Origin of the sequence: Dictyobacter vulcani (genome assembly GCF_008974265.1) — a bacterium.
GTDB classification, from domain to species: Bacteria; Chloroflexota; Ktedonobacteria; order Ktedonobacterales; family Ktedonobacteraceae; genus Dictyobacter; species Dictyobacter vulcani.
In genome coordinates, this window is sequence record NZ_BKZW01000003.1 from 403359 (window position 1) to 420604 (window position 17246).

Below are 17246 nucleotides of genomic sequence, written 5' to 3' on the forward strand. Positions count from 1 at the left end.
TATAGTCAGTATAGTTAATTTAATCGTGATTTGTATAGACTGTCTACCTAATAATAGAGCCGTCGTGCGAGCTTTGTAAAGAGCTTGCTTGTAGATGGATGGTTCAGCAAAAAGGAAAAAAGCATGATGCAACGACCATTTCGTTTTGGAGTTGTTGGTGGAAGCGCTCAGTCCCGTCAGGCCTGGGTGACATATGCTCAACGGTTGGAGGAGCTTGGTTATTCAACCCTCTTATTGCCAGATCGGATGCAGATGGGGCTGGCTCCTTTTGCCTCACTGAGTATTGCCGCGGCGGTTACGACCTCGCTACGCGTGGGTAGCTATGTTTTTTGTAATGATTATCGCCATCCCGCTATCCTGGCCAAAGAAATTGCCACGCTGGATATGCTGTCGGATGGCCGCTTTGAAATTGGTCTCGGAGCCGGTGTAGGTCCCATGGATTACACACAGATGGGCCTGCCATTTGAATCTGCTGGTATCCGTGTTGGTCGGGTGGAAGAAACGATCAGTATCATCAAGCAATTCTTTACTCTGGAACGCGTCAATTTTACTGGCAAATACTACACGATTACCGACCTGCCAGGACTTCCCCGTCCCGTTCAGCAACCCCATCCCCCCATTTTTATTGGCAGCGCGGGACGCCGTTTACTCTCTATCGCCGCGCAGCAGGCCAATAGTATTGCTCCTAACCTTAAATACGCGGCACGAGAAGTCGACCCAACCGATGCATCCATTGCCCAAAAAATCGACTGGATTCGTGAAGCTGCTGGAGAACGCTTTGATCAGCTAGAACTGTGCCAGTCAGATTTTAATCTGGTGCTTACAGATAGTTCTGTGGAGATTCCTCGCGTGCTTGCTGGTCCTCCGATGCCGATCAAAAATACGCCGATGAGCACCGAACAGGCTGTTGAGCATTTCCTGAAGCAGCGCGAAGAACTGGGCTTCTCCTATATCCAGGTCTCTGAAAGACAGATGGAAAACTTTGCTCCTGTGGTTGCTCGCCTGGCCGGGAAATAGCTTCTTTAGCTTGCCCGGGTTGATGGAAAGTATTCAGGCTGGGGCAGGACCATAGAGGCGTTGGGCCATCGCCTCAACGGTGGCCATAACATCTTTCATCACCGGTTTATTGGGAAAGAAGAGGACTTCACTGGAGACGCCCTGGAAGTCCTCTTCAGTGACATTGAGACCTTTGTAGACGAGCAAAAGGAGATGGGAGCAGTTGGCGGCATGTACTTTTTCAAGCTTGCGACGCAGGTAGTCGGGATGCCAGAAGCCAACTAATTCGATGAGGATACGCCGATGTTCGTCACGGCTATCGACCATCACAAAGTCAGGAATCATGACGGTATCGCCGAGGATGAGCAGTTCGCTTTCGCGTAGGAGCCTCCATTTGCCGCGCCGCTCGCCGATTTTGGCCGCAAATTCAGCCGCGAAATCAGCTTCCAGACGGCTATCAAACTCTCCCGAGCGCTTGAAATGGGATTGTAAGTTGCTGGTATGGTCCATTTTATAGTTCATCGCTCCGCGCCCCTGAGGTGGATAGACCGTGGCGTGCATCTTCCACTGCTCACAGAGAAAAAGCGCGGGCAGAAAGGCTGCCATCTGTCGTCCATAGCGCAAGGTTGCGCCGACAAAAGGCGAGATAGGTCCATCAAGCTCAATGCGATATCCTCCCGTAGAGAGGGAGTGCGCGATAAACATCAGTTTGAACAGTTTAATGAATTTCCAGATATCTTTATAGTTATCGGCGATCTCAATCGTAAGATGAGAGGCCCAGTAGAGTACGCCGCGTGCCAGTTCCAGATTATAGCGTGCCAGTAGCATGGCAGGCGTCCAGTCGGGTCCAGTATCTGTCAGGCGATAGGAAGCATGGCGATCCGCAAAGAGTAATGCTTCAACCTCCTCTGGCGACAACTGTAGATTCTGAGCCACTGAGGCCAGCGCGCCATCCCGTGAAACTGGATGCAGCATATCGCTGTTCGGAAAGACGGGTCCATAGGAAAACATGGTTTCGCGCACAACTGTAGGCGTTTGCGGAGCTGGTAGTGGTGTGAAGGTGGCATTATCAACTAAAACTTTAGCCAGCCCACGCACAAAAATATAATCGATCCGTGAACCAACATATGCCGTCAATGCCTGCTCCCAGGCTTCCTGCGTGCGGTCACGCTGGGATTGAAAGAGCTCAATCAGTTCGGCAGCAATCTGTCGGCGTTTAGGATCCTGTTGATCTACCATTGCAATCGAGACGCTTTTGCCGTGAAAACGTAGCTGGGGACGGATCAATTCACTTGTTAACATCAACAATCCTTTTTAGGCACGTGACGGCGTTGGACTTTACTTTCCTCAATCGTTTTGCGTGCCAGGATCTCAAATAATACTGCCTGCTTTAGTTCTTGTTTGCGCAAGATACGGCCGAGTCGCTGGATATACTCGCGTTTGCTGGAACTACCACCCAGTATGATAGCGATCTTGGCTTCAGGCAAATCCACCCCCTCATTGAGGACTTTAGCTGTCACCAGAGCGCGATAGCGGCCTGCTTGAAAGGACTCAAGGATATGTTTGCGCTCGGCCACACCGGTCTCATGGGTAATGGCAGGAATTAAATATTGCCGTGAAAGATTGTACGCCAGTGTGTTAGATTCCGTAAAGATCAAAATCCGTTCCTGCGCATACTCGCGCAAAAGCTGTTCCAGCATCGACAGCTTTTCCTGACAGCCCTCGATAATCTCCCAGATGCGCTGCCGGGCCAGCAAGGCCTGACGCGCCCGAGGATCATAGGCTGACAGGCGAAATAATTCCTGTAGCCAGTGTGGTCCATGGCTACTTCGCAAGCGCTGTTCACGGATGTAGGAAGTATAGATCGCATAGGTGGCATCATACTCTTCGCGCTCTTTTTCCGTCAGATTAATCCGAATGCGTTGTGTGCGATAGTCCGCCAGTTGCTGGCCCAGCAGCGACTCCATGCGCTTCGTATAGACAATAGGACCCAGCAGATCATCCAATCTCCAGCGCTCGCCAGTCTGTTCTGAATCCTCGGGATATGTCGCGGTCAACCCCAGTCGATAAGGTGCGGGTGTCATCAGGGCGGCTTCGCCCCAGGTTTTTGCGGGGAGGTGATGAACCTCATCACAGATCAGCAAGCGAAACTCATTGCCATGTTCCGCGATCATATCTCCGGCCGAATGATAGGTTGTTACCGTAATCGGCAAGACGCGCTTCTCCGCATGGTAGTAGACGCCGATCTCAGTCTGGAACATATTGGTCAGCACCACATACCATTGATACAGCAGGCTGACGGTTGGCACCAGCACAAGTGTCGAGGCATTGACATGCTTGATGGCATGTAAGGCAATAAACGTCTTGCCGGCTCCAGTTGGAATCACCACGCTCCCACGCTTATCTGCCTCTAACCAGGTGGCCAGCGCTTCCAATTGATAATCATGTGGTTCGCGTGGATCATGGAGTGACAACTTCAAACGTTGCCAGCGCGGCACCTGATTGCGGATCTTGTTTTCCTTGAGCCATGAAAGCAAGGCTGGATAATGATACGCCTCACAGCACCAGCGATTATGCACGAACTGAAATGGTGGAGGCGCTTCAAAGCTATCCGGAACGCCCTGTAACACCAGCGTACCGCCAAGGAAGAAGAGAGATGCTTTCATACGCATACCATAGCAGAGCGGGGACTGTTTTGTCTAGATATTATGGATAATTTATGGCAGCAAAAACCGGAGGTGATATACTTCCCCTCCGGTTTTTGTTTGCCATATGATGTCTTAACGACGATTGTATGAAAGACTACTCCAGACTATGACCAGCATAATAGCGGCAATAATCGTACTGACGATAGGCACACCTTCGATGCTTGGTTCACCTGCGATATGAAAATGAAAGAAGCCAACGATCAAGAAAATGGCGAAGAGGCCAATCATAATGCCGCCCAGGATACCAGCAGGCGCTCGGCGACCCGCAATAACTTCACCCAGGATACCGACCAGTGCGGCAATCACGATCCATACAATTAACTGTACAACTGTAACTTCCATGTTATACCTCCATGTAGGACACGAATAATTCCTGATAACTATCTTAAACACGATTCAAGGGGAATAGTAAACTCAACAATTATATTTCTGCGTAAATCAGGAGTGAAATTGGGAGTTTAATGTTGTGCATGTCAATAGAATTATTAGAGAAAAACTAAGCAACCATACATAAATATTGTTTTTTGCTTGCCTGTTTAATGAGATAAAAATCATTAAAAACCCATTAAATATTTTTTCGTGTAGTAAATATTTAATAATTGATAGCTCACATAAAATCTTATCCATTTAATACTTCTTGTATATTGTGTCGCAGTAAGGTGTAAGCAAGGATTAGCGGCTAAAACGTAGCTTGCCTGTCAGAAACTTTGTACTGCAAATGCTGTAAAAATGTTTTGCACTTAACTGTCAAAGTCATGTTAATGCATCTTTTGCATTACACATTGCATGTCTATAAACACATATCTTTGCAAAAACATGTGTTTATTTTGGGATGATACATTGTGACGCTCTGGTAATTACCTTGTATGATGGTTATAATTTTTACCATACGCATATTGTTGCAAGAAATGTAGCAAACTTGTTAAGTGTTTTACATTCTTTGCATAATTGATTCGGCCTTAAAAGGAGAAACTGACGTGTCAGTAAAAGAGCCTATCGCTATTGTAGGTATGGGATGTCGTTTTCCAGGAGCCAAAAATCTTAAAGCCTTCTGGCAACTCCTCCTTGAGGGCACTGATGCTATTAAGGAAATACCAGCTGAGCGCTTTGATGTAGATGCAGTGTATGATCCGACTCCTGGATCTGCTGGCAAACTGATTACACGGTGGGGAGGCTTTCTTGAGGATGTGGATCAGTTTGATCCTTATTTTTTTGGCATCTCTCCTCGTGAAGCAGCACGCATGGATCCGCAGCAGCGTTTGTTGTTAGAAGTAGCCTGGGAAGCGCTTGAGGATGCTGGTGTGCCCGCCGAGAAACTGATCGGGTCTAGTACAGGCGTCTTTATTGGTATGTCGACCAATGACTATGAAGATTTAGCATTTGAAGATCGCGAGAATGTTGATCTCTATATGATGACGGGCTGCTCACGCGCTGTGGCTTCAGGCCGCCTGTCTTATATCCTGGATCTCCAGGGACCAAGCATGACGATCGATACGGCCTGTTCCTCCTCACTGGTGGCTGTACACCTGGCCTGTCAGAGTATCTGGAATGGCGAGAGTTCCATGGCCGTGGCAGGAGGCACCAATCTGGTCCTGGAGCCGGAACAAGGACTCGGCTTTTCCAAGATGGGTCTGCTTTCTCCCGATGGTCACTGTAAGACCTTTGATTGATGCGCGTGCCGATGGCTTTGTGCGTAGCGACGGTGTAGGCACTGTGATCTTGAAACCTTTTTCTCAGGCGTTGGCTGATCGGGATCCTATTTATTGTGTGATTCGTGGTAGCGCGGTGAATAATGATGGACGTACCAGTGGACTGCTGGTGACGCCAGGATTGAAGTCGCAAGAGGATGTTCTGCGTAAAGCTTATCAGGATGCTGGCGTGGCTCCTGAACAGGTACAGTATATCGAAACACATGGAACTGGTACGATCGTTGGTGATCGGGTAGAGGTTACGGCGATCGGGCGCATCTGTGGGGAACAGCGTTCACCCGAGCATCCCTGTTTGATTGGTTCGGTGAAAACGAATATTGGACATAGTGAAGGGGCCGCTGGCATCGCTGGTCTGATCAAGGTTGCTCTGTCGCTCAAGCATGGTGTGATTCCACCTAACTTACATTTGCAGCAGCCACATCCTGATCTGCCGTTACAGGAACTCAACCTACGTGTTCCGCAACAGATTGAGCACTATCAGCAGCGCGATGGCCGTCCCGCCCTGGCTGGGGTGAGTAGCTTTGGCATTTCAGCGACCAATGCCCACATGGTATTGGAACAGGTGCCGCTATTAGCGCAGATGACGCAGCAGGAAAGCAGCGAAGAGCCTCAACTGTCGCAATTGTTTACGCTTTCCGCTAAGACCTCCGAGTCTCTGACTGAACTGGCGCATGCCTATCAGACAGAACTTATGGCAGCCAGCGGGACCACTCTTCCGACGCTGGCGGATATTTGTTATACCGCCAGTTGTCGTCGGAGCCATCATGATCAGCGTCTGGCCATATTCGCGCAGAGCAAAGACCATCTGGTAGAACAGTTGCAAGTCTTCAGCCAATCCGAAAATCAACAGGGCATCGTCAGTGGTGCGATTCCAGCACGCAAACCTAAAATTGTCTATGTCTTTCCCGGGCAGGGTTCACAGTGGTTAAAGATGGGACAGCGTTTGCTGGAACAGGAACCTGTTTTCCTGGAGACACTTCAGCAATGTGAGACGCTGATGCGTCCTTACGTGGATTGGTCTTTATTGGAGATCCTGACCACCAATGAAGATCCATTGATCCTGAACCGGATTGATATTGTGCAGCCTACCCTGATGGCGATCCAAATCGGACTGGCCGCTGTCTGGAAAGCCTGGGGAATTCAGCCGGATGCGGTGATTGGCCATAGTATGGGAGAACTGGCCGCAGCCGCTGTTTCGGGCGCATTGAGTATGCAAGACGCGCTTCAGATTATCTGTCAGCGCAGTCAACTCTTGAAGCGCGTATCCGGTAAAGGTTGTATGGCTGTCGTTGATCTGACCCTGGATGAAGCGCAGAAGTGGCTGGTTGGCTCTGAAAATCAGATCTCAATTGCCACCAGCAATGGACCAAAATCAACGGTCTTGTCTGGCGATGTGGCGGCGATTGAGCAGTTGATGCATAAGCTCCAGGAACAAAAAATTTATTGTAGCTTGATTAAGGTTGATGTCGCCTCTCACAGTCCGCAGATGGATCCATTGCTGACTGAATTACAGCAGTCGCTGGTGAATATACAATCACATGCAGCAGTGCTACCTTTCTACTCGACCGTCACAGGTGCTCCACTCACTGCGGACCAGTCGCTGGATGCTTTCTACTGGACCCAGAATCTGCGTCAGCCGGTGCTCTTCTTTCCGACCGTACAACGTTTACTTCAGGATGGCTATAGCATCTTCCTGGAGATCAGCCCACATCCCATTCTGATGACTGCTGTGCAAAAAGCCCTGGAAGTAGAAAAAGTGGATGGTGTTGCGCTTTGTTCCTTACGTCGTGATATGGATGAGCGCTCGATTATGCTCCAGTCGCTTGGAGAGCTCTATATTCGGGGCATTTCTGCCGACTGGTCCGCATTTTATGCTACGCGTGGTCAGTTTGTGACGCTACCCACTTATCAATGGTTGCGCGAACGCTACTGGCTGAGCGAGTATGAGACGGAGAGTGGACCGCAAAGTACATCGACACGGACCAGCCTGGCGCGGGCCAGAAAAACCAGCATGCATCTCCTTGGGGGTCCCTGCTTTACCTCAGCCGCTCGTCCAGGTGAGTATGTGTGGGAGTTTGATCTGAGCTGCGCGCTCTTCCCGTATCTGACCGACCATCGTATCCAGGGCAGAGCTGTCCTACCGGCGACAGCTTATCTTGAGTGTGTATTAGCCGCCGCCAAAGAGATTTTTGGCGAAGATTATTGTGCGCTCGAGGATATTGTCTTCAAGAAGGCGCTGTTCCTGCCCGATGATGGCAGTCAGCATGTCCAGCTTATCATCGCGCCAGCCATGCCCGGACTGGCATCTTTCCAGTTTTTTAGTCTGCAAGGTGAAAGTTCTGCTACCCATAGTCAATGGGAACTGCACGTTAAAGGTACGCTACTCCTGAGTCGACAGGCTCAAATATCGACAAATATTGATGTGGTAAGTCTGGAGCGTATCCAGAAAGAATGCTCTGATCTTTATGTCGGAGAACAACATTATCGTAGCATGGAACGTCAGGGACTTGAATATGGCCCCGGTTTCCAGGGTATCGAGCAGGTCTGGCAAGGAGAGGACGAAGCGCTCTGCCAGATCCAAATTCCGTCGGTTCTTCGCGCCAGTATTGATAAATATCAATTTCATCCCGCATTGTTTGATGCCTGTCTGCAAGCTGTCCTGGAGGCATTGCCACAGCATGTATTGAACAATGATGAGACAAGCGCTCCGATTGTGCCGATTGGCATTGAGCACCTTCAGGTCTATCAGCAGGTACGCTCGGACGTGTGGAGTCATGCTCGAGTAGAACTGGAACAGACAGATAATGCCAATCAGTTCAAGTTGTCCTGGCAAGTTCTGGATGAAGCAGGACAACTGATCCTGGAGGCGAGTGGTGTCTGTCTGCAACAGCTGACTGGTGATACCTCTACCGAAGATGCAACTGAGATCACTGATTGGTTGTATGAGATTCAATGGCAGGACACCATGGAAAAGCCGGAGGAGCAAACAAGCGAGCGTGTGGTCGCCCATGATAAAGGTAGCTGGTTGATCTTTGCTGATCGTATTGGTGTGGCACAGCAGATTGCTGAGTTTTTAGAGATGTCGGGAGATGATGTGGTGCTTGTTTATCCTGGTGAGGATTATCAGGAACTGGCGCCACTGGCACACTATCGACTCCATCCTGCACGGCCAGAAGAATTTCAACGCTTCTTTGCAGCGATACACGCGTCCGACCTGCCTCCATGTCATGGTATCCTGCACTTTTGGAGCCTGGAAGCAGTTCCATCCCTTCACACATCGTCGACACAGTTGAAAGACGCAGAAATCCTGGGCTGCGCCAGTACTTTACATATCATCCAGGCCATAGAGCCGCTTCACTGGCCACAGGTACCGCGCCTCTGGTTAATTACCAACGGTGTGCAAGCTATTGGCTCGTCAGACCAGACTATTGCCGTGGCCCAGGCACCCCTATGGGGACTTGGAAGAACCATCGTCTATGAACATCCCGAATTGCGCTGTGCCCGAGTTGATTTGAGTACAAAGATTCGTCTGACCGAGATCCAGGCCTTATTCCAGAGCATCTACTCTAACGATCCCGAGGATCAAATAGCGCTGCGTGGAAAGCAGCGTTATGTCGCCCGTCTCGGCAAAGTTGAGCCTGCCAGTCTGCATACGCGTCCATCGTCGTATGCTTTTACTGCCGATAATCCTTTGCTGTATGAGGAAAAGCCCTGTCGTATTGACGTGCCTGCTCCTGGGAGCCTGGATAATCTGCGCCTCGGCGTTGCCTCTCGACCCCAACCTGCTAAAGGAGAGATCGAGATCCAGGTCAAAGCTGCTGGACTGAACTTTAAAGATGTACTGTTTGCGCTTGGAATGCTGGATTATCAAAATGGGGCGGTCCACTTTGGTCATGAGTGTGCTGGCCGGATTACGGCTCTGGGTGAGGGAGTGGAAGGTTTCCAGATCGGCGATGAGGTAATTGCGGTCGGCGCACCGGCGTGCTTCAGTCGTTTTGTGATCAAGTCCGCTGAGTTTGTACTGCCTAAACCACGCCAACTCAACTTCGCGGAAGCCGCCACCACGCCGATTGTGTTTTTGACTGCCTACTATGCTCTTGAGCATGTGGGACGCCTGATGAAGGGCGAGCGTATCCTGATCCATGCCGCCAGTGGAGGCGTGGGCCTGGCCGCTGTGCAGATCGCCCAACGGATCGGGGCCGAAATTTTCGCTACGGCCGGTAGTCCAGAGAAGCGGCAATTTTTACGTGACCTGGGCATTGAGCATGTGCTGGATTCGCGCTCCCTTAGTTTCGCCGATGAAATTATGGCCATCACAGATGGCGCGGGCGTTGATGTTGTCCTGAACTCTCTGGCTGGAGAAGCCCTGACCAGAAGCTTTGCCTTGCTGGCCAACCATGGTCGCTTCCTGGAACTTGGTAAAAAAGATATCCAGCTCAATAATCAATTGAGTCTCTCCCCGTTTGAACGGAACCTGTCTTTCTCGGCTATCGATATCTCGTTGCTCTTGCGCGAGCGGCCTCAACGTATGTTGCCCTTGCTGCACGAGATCCTGCATAAATTTGAGACACATACTTTTGTACCATTGCCAACGCGCGAATTTCCGCTGGTCGAGACGGTGGAAGCCTTCCGCTTCCTTGCTCAGGCCAAACACATTGGAAAAATCGCCATTTCATTTGACGCAGTTCCTGCTGAAGCCTCTGACCATACGGATCTGGATACTGCTCTGTTCAACGCCTATAGCAGCTACCTGATTACTGGTGGTCTGGGTGGACTTGGCCTTACCATCGTTCAATGGATGGTGGAGCAGGGGGCACGGCACTTTGTCCTGGTTGGTCGCAGTGCTCCTTCTACGGATGCCAGACAGTTGCTGGCAGCTCTTAAGGAGCAGGATATTGATATCCTGGTAGCGCGGGCTGATATGACGCAGGCTTCCCAGGTAGCCGAGGTCCTGAGCCAGATCAAAGCCTCGATGCCACCATTGCGTGGTATCTTGCATGCGGCCGCCATCCTCAGGGATGGTATTCTCTTGCAAACTGATGTAGAGCGTTTGCAATCGGTAATGGCCCCCAAGATTCAAGGAGCCTGGAACCTGCATCAGCTAACGAGAGAACTCCCATTAGATTTCTTTGTCCTCTTCTCCTCGACTGCGTCCTTGATTGGTCTACCAGGTCAGGGGAATTACTCGGCGGCCAATGCCTTCCTGGATGCTCTGGCTCATCATCGCAAAGCCCTGGGATTGCTCGCCCTGAGTATCAACTGGGGAGCCTGGTCGGAAGTTGGCCTGGCGGCGGCGCAAGCCAATCGGGGTGGCCGTCTGGCACAGCGCGGCATCATGAGTATTCCGCCACACCAGGGTCTGGAGGCGCTGGCTTTGTTGCTGCGCAGTCAGAAAGAGCAGGTCGGCGCGATGCCCTTTGACGTTGTACAGTGGCAGCAATTTTATCCATCGGTCAGCACTTCCGCCATGTTTGCGCACCTGCTGGAAAGTGAGGCAGGCCATGCTGGAACGACTGAAACAGGACAGGAGCAGAAGAAGCTGGCGGTAGAATTGTTACTGGCAGCGACAGAGGCCGAACGAGCGGAACTACTACAGACCTATCTGAGCGAGCATACGGCGCGTATCTTACGCATCCCGGCGGCCAAACTCGATGTTCAACGTCCATTGCATACCCTGGGCATTGATTCATTGATGGCCGTGGAACTGAAAAACCAGATCGAGTCCGATACCGCGATTACTGTTCCTGTGGTGCTCTTATTGCAAGGTATCACCATTCAACAACTAACCGCATTCTTATCAGGCGAACTAACAAGCAAGACCGCCACTGACAAACCGCAGCTTGCCAGTGAGCGTGATGAGGATGCAGCAGAACCGCATGTACAGGCCATGAAGCGCTAAGCAACTCGTTGCCATAAAGGCTGAAGGATATTGGCACGTACCTGAGAGAGTTTATATTCCTCAGGTACGTGCCAATATTTACAGGTTGGCCATGTCATTTATAGCCTATTATGGCTACGTTTATTTGTGTTTCAATATGTTTCAATTGATTTCATGCTATGCTTTTCCCAACAATAAGCAAGCTTTCATAAAGAGGTGATGGGGCTGGTAGGGAATGAATGTATTATGCGCAATGTACTGTTTAGCTGAGAGTCTATACAAGCGTTTTACCTTTCATATTGATGCCAGGCAGAAGGTTGCTGCTCGATATAGCGCTGGAAACTCGCCAATACTGACAAGAGGTTGCCATGTTGATTCTACGTAAGAACAAATATAGCGATGACAGAAGCACTTCATCGACGAGGTTTAATCAACGAATATCTATGTATAAACTTAAAAAGAGCAATATTCGCATTGCGAATGTATTGTTGATTGTATTGATATTGCTACTCGTACCTGTTGCTGTTTTACGTATGATTAATCGTCCTGAACTGCCATGGTTTGGTGTTGGTAAATATAGCAGGCCACGTACCCACACGACTCTGAATCTCGCCACATTAAAGCATATGAAAATGACTGCCTCTTCTTCTTTTGGCCTGACTCCGCAAGATCTGTGGAAGCTGTATAATTTGCCCGGCAAGGATGGTGGTCAAGGCCAGTTAATTGCAGAAGTGATTGATGGCTCTATTCCAACCATGGAGACCGACCTGAATGGTTACAGCAAACGTTTTGGTCTGCCCCAATGTACAGTTGCCAGCGGCTGTCTGACAATCCAGAATCAAGGCAACAGCTATATCCCTAAGGGCGATGATCCTGCTGAAGGTATTCTGGATGTGGAAATTATGCATGCCGTTGCACCCAGAGCAAAAATTCTGTTGTATATCATGAGAACCGATAATACCTCTATTGCCAGTGGTCCAAATAATATTATTAAAAAGCCTGGATTGAGATCAATCAATATGAGTTATGGTTTTGAGGGGAATGGTAAACGCTTTGAAGCTCTGTACGATGATAATCCCAATCATGTAGCCATGTTTGCTGCTTCTGGGGATGAGGGCTATGGTAATATCACACCACCATCTGTCTATCCAGGCGTAATCGCCGTGGGTGGTACAGTTGTCAATGGTACGAATGAGACCGCCTGGGCCGGTTCTGGTGGTGGACTCAGCAAACTTTATCCAGAACCGGATTATCAGCAAAGCTATGGTATTCCTCAGGCCAAAGGCGATCGTGGCAATCCTGATGTCGCGGCTGTTGGCGGCACGCCAATGAGCATTTATGAAATGGGACGCTGGCAGGGGGAGACAGGGACCAGTGTCTCATCTCCTATCTGGACCGGCATTGCTGCTCTGGTTGATAAACCCATCACGAACGAACTGCTTTATGGTCTGGCGAAAGTTGAGCCCAATTCATTCAAAGACATTACCTCTGGCACCAATGGCAAGTGTGGTTTTTACTGTACCGCGCGTCCTGGCTACGATTATGTCACTGGTCTTGGCACCCCCAGGAACTTTGTCGCCAATGTCAACGCCATGAGCAAAGCCCGGGCAATATCCCTCAAACCATAAAAACTGTCCCCCTGTTGCATGTGTCTGCTTCTGCTTTCCATGTATCCTTTCTAGAGGGTGCGCCTGCGACGTTCAAAAATATTTATGTGTGATGAAAAATACTGCGCGAGGCGCAGTGTTTTTCATCACACATTACTAGAATAATGGGTACTTTAGTGCCCGCGTGTGACTGAAGGTACGAAAACATATAGACACAGATCATGAAAAGCAGATACTACCCTGACTGATAGCTCAGTGAAGAAGCTAAAAATTCTTAGAATGTGGATTGCATATATACAATCTATCTATAAGTATGTTATGGTAGAGGTGGTGCCCCTTGCTGATTGTATCTACTTGAAATAATCCTACCCGGAGGTAGACTATGAAGGAGCTCTCATCTACTCCAGAGCTAGCTACTAAACAGGCAACTTCACGTTCACGCTATCCCCGCTATGTATTTATCCTCTTTTGTATAATCAATTTGCTCAATTATGTGGATCGCAATATTTTTACTGGAGCCTCAAATGCTATTGCTAAAGATTTGCATTTGTCACTGGATCAGGTAGGTTATATTGCTTCGGCCTTTTTAATTGTCTATGCCGTGGCCACGATTCCATTGGGCTTATGGGCGGATCAGGCGCCGCGTAAAAATGTTGCGGCCTTCTGCGTTGCTGTGTGGAGTATTGCTACCGCCTGGACCTCACTGGCCTCAAGTTTTGTGCTGATCTTTCTATCGCGTATGATTCTTGGTATTGGTGAAGCCGGATATTATCCGGCTGGAACCGCCTTACTCAGCGATTATTTTCGTCGTGATCAGCGTGCCCGCGTGATGAGTGTCTGGGGAGTGGCGCAATACACCGGTATTTTTATTGGCTTCGCGGTAGGTGGTGTGCTGGGTGCCAGGGGACTCTGGCGGCAGGCATTTCTGGTTGCGGCCTTGCCCGGTCTGCTGGCGGCATTTCTGGTCTGGCGTATGCGTGAGCCACGGCGCAATCAGGCTGATGAAGAGGCAATGCTGCTGGCAGAACAGGGTACCTTGCCTACCCTGGAAAAAGAGATTCTCCCTTTACCGGCGCGTCCAACCGCCAGTCTATCTGCTATCCTCAAACAATGCTGGCAGTTGTTACATATCAAGACCCTGCTCGTACTGATTGTGGTGCAGACCTTTGCCTTCTTTGTACTTAGTGCCAACGTCACCTATCTGCCACTGTTTCTACAGCAAGGAGACACCTTTCACCTGAGCCAGGCATTTACTGGTATTTACTCAGGTGGTGTGATCATTCTGGCTGGTATCCTTGGCAATCTATCAGGCGGATTTTTCGCGGATCGGCTGGAACGGCATTTTGCAGGTGCACGCGTCCTGGTCAGTGGACTCAGCTTTCTGGTGGGTGCCCCAGCCTTTGTAGTGGCAGTGCTGGCACAAGACTTCACCGTCTTCACTATTTTCTTATTTCTCACTGTGTTTCTGCTGGCCATCTACGGTGGTCCCTGTACCGCCGCCACGCAAGATGTAGTTCCCTCATGGTTGCGCTCATCCTCCATCGCTGTCTCCGTACTATTCGCGCACATGCTCGGCGATGCCTTTGCGCCAGCCCTGATTGGTGTCATGGCGACCAACTTTGATCCTACCCACGGCCAGCATTTTCTGCATAACGTAGCGGGTCGCGAGTTAGGCCAGGCGCTATTGATCACCTGTACACCAGCACTTGTTATTGCTGGACTTGTAGGAATTTTTGGAGCGCGTTGGATGAAAAAAGACGTAGATGCAGCCCTGGAAGCCGAAAAAGCTGGCGAGCAACCCCTGTAGCGGCAGCCGTAAAGGCTAATACTTTTCACGTAAGCCTTTTTCTGGACGAGATTGACGAAAGCATCTAAGCCGATCAGAGGCCCAGTGACTTCAAAGGATCAAGAAAAGCGAACAGGTAGGTTTGACCCTTTGGGTCGATTCGTGCCTGCATGATATCCTTGCTTGACCATGAGCAAGCCTCTTCACGCCTTGCTTCACCGCTTTTTCACTTGCGTGATCCTGCGGAGGTGAGGGTAGCGTGGAGGCAACCGAATCGACCCAAAGGGTCGAACCTACACGTTTTACCCCTCTTGATCCTTTGAGAAGGTGTTCCTTCACCGTCATGCTATCATTTCAGCCATTCAATCCTTAAGTGAAACGTATTAGCCGTAAAGGCTGCCGGTACGACTGGTCGCAGCCTTAAAGGTTGCCGCTACTATATGTCTTCATCTCCGGTGGCCTCGCCTGCGATCAAGTTGCGAGCCAGGGCTTCAGCACTCATGGTGGGCAGTTTTCGTAGCTCGCGTGGGATAAAATAGCTGACCAGGCTGATTAAAAAGATGCTGACCAGGAGATAAATCCAGCCGTCCCAGGCACCTGGACCGAAATTGAAAAATACGAGAATGGCTCCACTAAAAAATACTAGACCAACCAGCACGATCAGCACGCGGATGATGAGATGACTCCACCAGGGCAGAGAGCGACCGTTGGCTTGCAAAAATAAGCGTTGTCGTTCTCTCCGTCGATAGCGCTGGATCTCAGTATTGTCAGGCGCTTTATAGGCACGTATAATCAGCACAATTCCAGCAATAGTCAGTGCCAGAAAAGTCAGCAAGAGCGCGTCATGGAGTAATCCTGTGGATTGCGTAGGCTGCAGTGAGCCTGGATTATCCAGGAAGCTAGAGATCAATCCCAGCAGGCCTAAGCCGCCAGTAATCAAGAGTAGGAGTCCATAAATAGGATAATACCGTTTCCGATGCAGTAGTCTGCGGCGATATTGTTCAAAATCGGGATTTGATGGTGCTGACAAGGTGTTCCTTCTCTCCTTGCTAGAAACAGGTTTTCAAGTATAGAAAGAATGCGAGCGCCCATTTCAGGGCGCAAGCATGGTTTGATAGTGGTATATATCTCATTATAGTGTGTTCGCGCTTTAGTGGATTGCCTGCGCCTCCTCAACTTTATAGCCTGCGGTGCGTAGACTGAGGAGCAGTTCGTCACACTGGGTTCGATGGCGGGTCTCTACCGTGATGACCGCCTCATGTTGCATGAATGGTATCTGGCTGGAGACACGCTGATAATGGACATCAATAATATTGACTCGCATGGCAGCAATGATATTGAGCATATTGGCCAGTTCACCAGGACGATCGGCCAGGCTGGCATGAATGGCGAAATAGCGGCTTGCGCTGACCAGACCATGTTCCGTGAAGCGTCCCAGTAGATTAATATCAATGTTCCCACCGGTAATAGGTGTCAGCACACGTCGATTCTTCAGGTCGATCGTACCATTCAGCAGCGCAGCCACGCCGGCGGCTCCCGCTCCCTCGACCAGAATCTTGTGGCGCTCCATCAAGAGCAGGGCTGCATGAATAATCTCTTCATCCTTGACCAGTACGACATCATCAACCAGTTGCTGAATAATTGGAAAGGTGATTTTACCTGGCCGTTTAATCGCGATGCCATCGGCAATCGTGGCAATTGCAGGTAAGGTTTGTAGTTTTCCTGCATTCAGGGAAGCGCGCATACTGGCCGCGCCAGCAGCCTCTACCCCGATAATTCGAATTGATGGCTTAAGTGCACGGGCCGCCAGGGCAATACCAGAGATCAAGCCCCCTCCACCAATGGGTACCACAATCGTATCCGCTTCTGGTAACTCATTGAGCATTTCCAGACCGAGGGTGGCCTGACCAGTAACGATATCAATATCGTCAAAGGCTGGAATATAGATGGCTCCCGATGCTTTTTGTAGCTCCAGGGCATGCTGCACCGCATCATCATAGGTCGCGCCAGACAGGATGACCTGTGCGCCAAAGCTTTGTGTCGCTGTTACCTTGGTCAGGGGTGCATTTTCAGGGACGACAATGGTGCAGGGTACCTGTAATTGGGATGCTGCGATTGCCACGCCCTGAGCATGGTTACCGGCAGAAGCCGTAATCACACCCGCCTTACGTTGTTCTTCGGTCAGGCGAGAAAGCTTATAGGTCGCGCCACGCACCTTAAAGGAGCCACCAAGCTGCATTTGCTCAAATTTAAGATGAATAGTAGCCTGTGTCAGATCACTGAGCACGCGTGAATGTACCAATGGGGTATGCTCAATCAACAGCCTTAAAAATTGATTGGCCTGCCAGATATCTGCGAATGCCACAGGAGGATGAACGTGCATATCCTCATGCTGGTTAGCCACCTCAGTGTGGAGATTATCTGTAGCTTTGATAGTCGTATTTGTCTTATCCTGTGCCATATAAATACAAGTCCTCTCAAATGAGTCGCGTCTTCTGTAATAAAATAGGAGGCAAGCGACAGCGCTTTAGCCAGTTTTATTTTATCAGATCGCAAGGCTCT

At 50.0% G+C, this 17246-nt stretch carries 10 protein-coding genes; 5 read left to right on the forward strand and 5 right to left on the reverse strand.

The window, feature by feature from the left end; translation table 11 throughout:
- Window positions 1-123 precede the first annotated feature (123 nt).
- Window positions 124-1017 (forward strand): TIGR03621 family F420-dependent LLM class oxidoreductase, encoded by an 894-nt coding sequence (locus KDW_RS25945; RefSeq protein ID WP_233097913.1) that lies wholly within the window; start codon window positions 124-126, stop codon window positions 1015-1017.
- Window positions 1018-1050: 33 nt separating this feature from the next.
- On the opposite strand, the gene KDW_RS25950 is transcribed toward KDW_RS25945, so the two are convergent.
- From KDW_RS25950 to KDW_RS25960, 3 genes are all read right to left on the reverse strand, one after another.
- Complete coding sequence (locus KDW_RS25950) at window positions 1051-2298, reverse strand: DUF790 family protein (RefSeq protein WP_151758828.1); 1248 nt, start codon at window positions 2296-2298, stop codon at window positions 1051-1053.
- Complete coding sequence (locus tag KDW_RS25955; protein ID WP_162005613.1) at window positions 2298-3662, reverse strand: DEAD/DEAH box helicase; 1365 nt, start codon at window positions 3660-3662, stop codon at window positions 2298-2300. The genes KDW_RS25950 and KDW_RS25955 overlap by 1 nt, the downstream gene beginning before the upstream one ends.
- 114 nt (window positions 3663-3776) lie before the next feature.
- Window positions 3777-4046, reverse strand: a complete 270-nt coding sequence (locus tag KDW_RS25960) for a transglycosylase (protein ID WP_151758830.1) — start codon at window positions 4044-4046, stop codon at window positions 3777-3779.
- A gap of 635 nt (window positions 4047-4681) precedes the next feature.
- Here KDW_RS25960 and KDW_RS25965 point away from each other — a divergent pair.
- The 4 genes from KDW_RS25965 (at window position 4682) to KDW_RS25980 (ending at window position 14705) form a co-directional block, all read left to right on the forward strand.
- On the forward strand, window positions 4682-5374 hold the full coding sequence (locus tag KDW_RS25965; protein ID WP_151758831.1) for a beta-ketoacyl synthase N-terminal-like domain-containing protein: 693 nt from the start codon (window positions 4682-4684) through the stop codon (window positions 5372-5374).
- Window positions 5349-11312, forward strand: coding sequence for an SDR family NAD(P)-dependent oxidoreductase (locus tag KDW_RS25970; RefSeq protein ID WP_162005614.1), 5964 nt, complete (start codon window positions 5349-5351; stop codon window positions 11310-11312). The genes KDW_RS25965 and KDW_RS25970 overlap by 26 nt, the downstream gene beginning before the upstream one ends.
- 422 nt (window positions 11313-11734) lie before the next feature.
- Window positions 11735-12919, forward strand: coding sequence for a S53 family peptidase (locus KDW_RS25975; RefSeq protein WP_162005615.1), 1185 nt, complete (start codon window positions 11735-11737; stop codon window positions 12917-12919).
- Window positions 12920-13280: 361 nt separating this feature from the next.
- On the forward strand, window positions 13281-14705 hold the full coding sequence (locus KDW_RS25980) for a spinster family MFS transporter (RefSeq protein ID WP_151758834.1): 1425 nt from the start codon (window positions 13281-13283) through the stop codon (window positions 14703-14705).
- A 415-nt stretch (window positions 14706-15120) separates the two neighbouring features.
- Here KDW_RS25980 and KDW_RS25985 read toward each other — a convergent pair whose 3' ends face one another.
- Window positions 15121-15714: a hypothetical protein gene (locus tag KDW_RS25985; protein ID WP_151758835.1), complete on the reverse strand. Its 594-nt coding sequence runs from the start codon at window positions 15712-15714 to the stop codon at window positions 15121-15123.
- A 120-nt stretch (window positions 15715-15834) separates the two neighbouring features.
- Window positions 15835-17145 (reverse strand): threonine ammonia-lyase, encoded by a 1311-nt coding sequence (gene ilvA, locus KDW_RS25990; RefSeq protein ID WP_151758836.1) that lies wholly within the window; start codon window positions 17143-17145, stop codon window positions 15835-15837.
- Window positions 17146-17246: the final 101 nt, after the last annotated feature.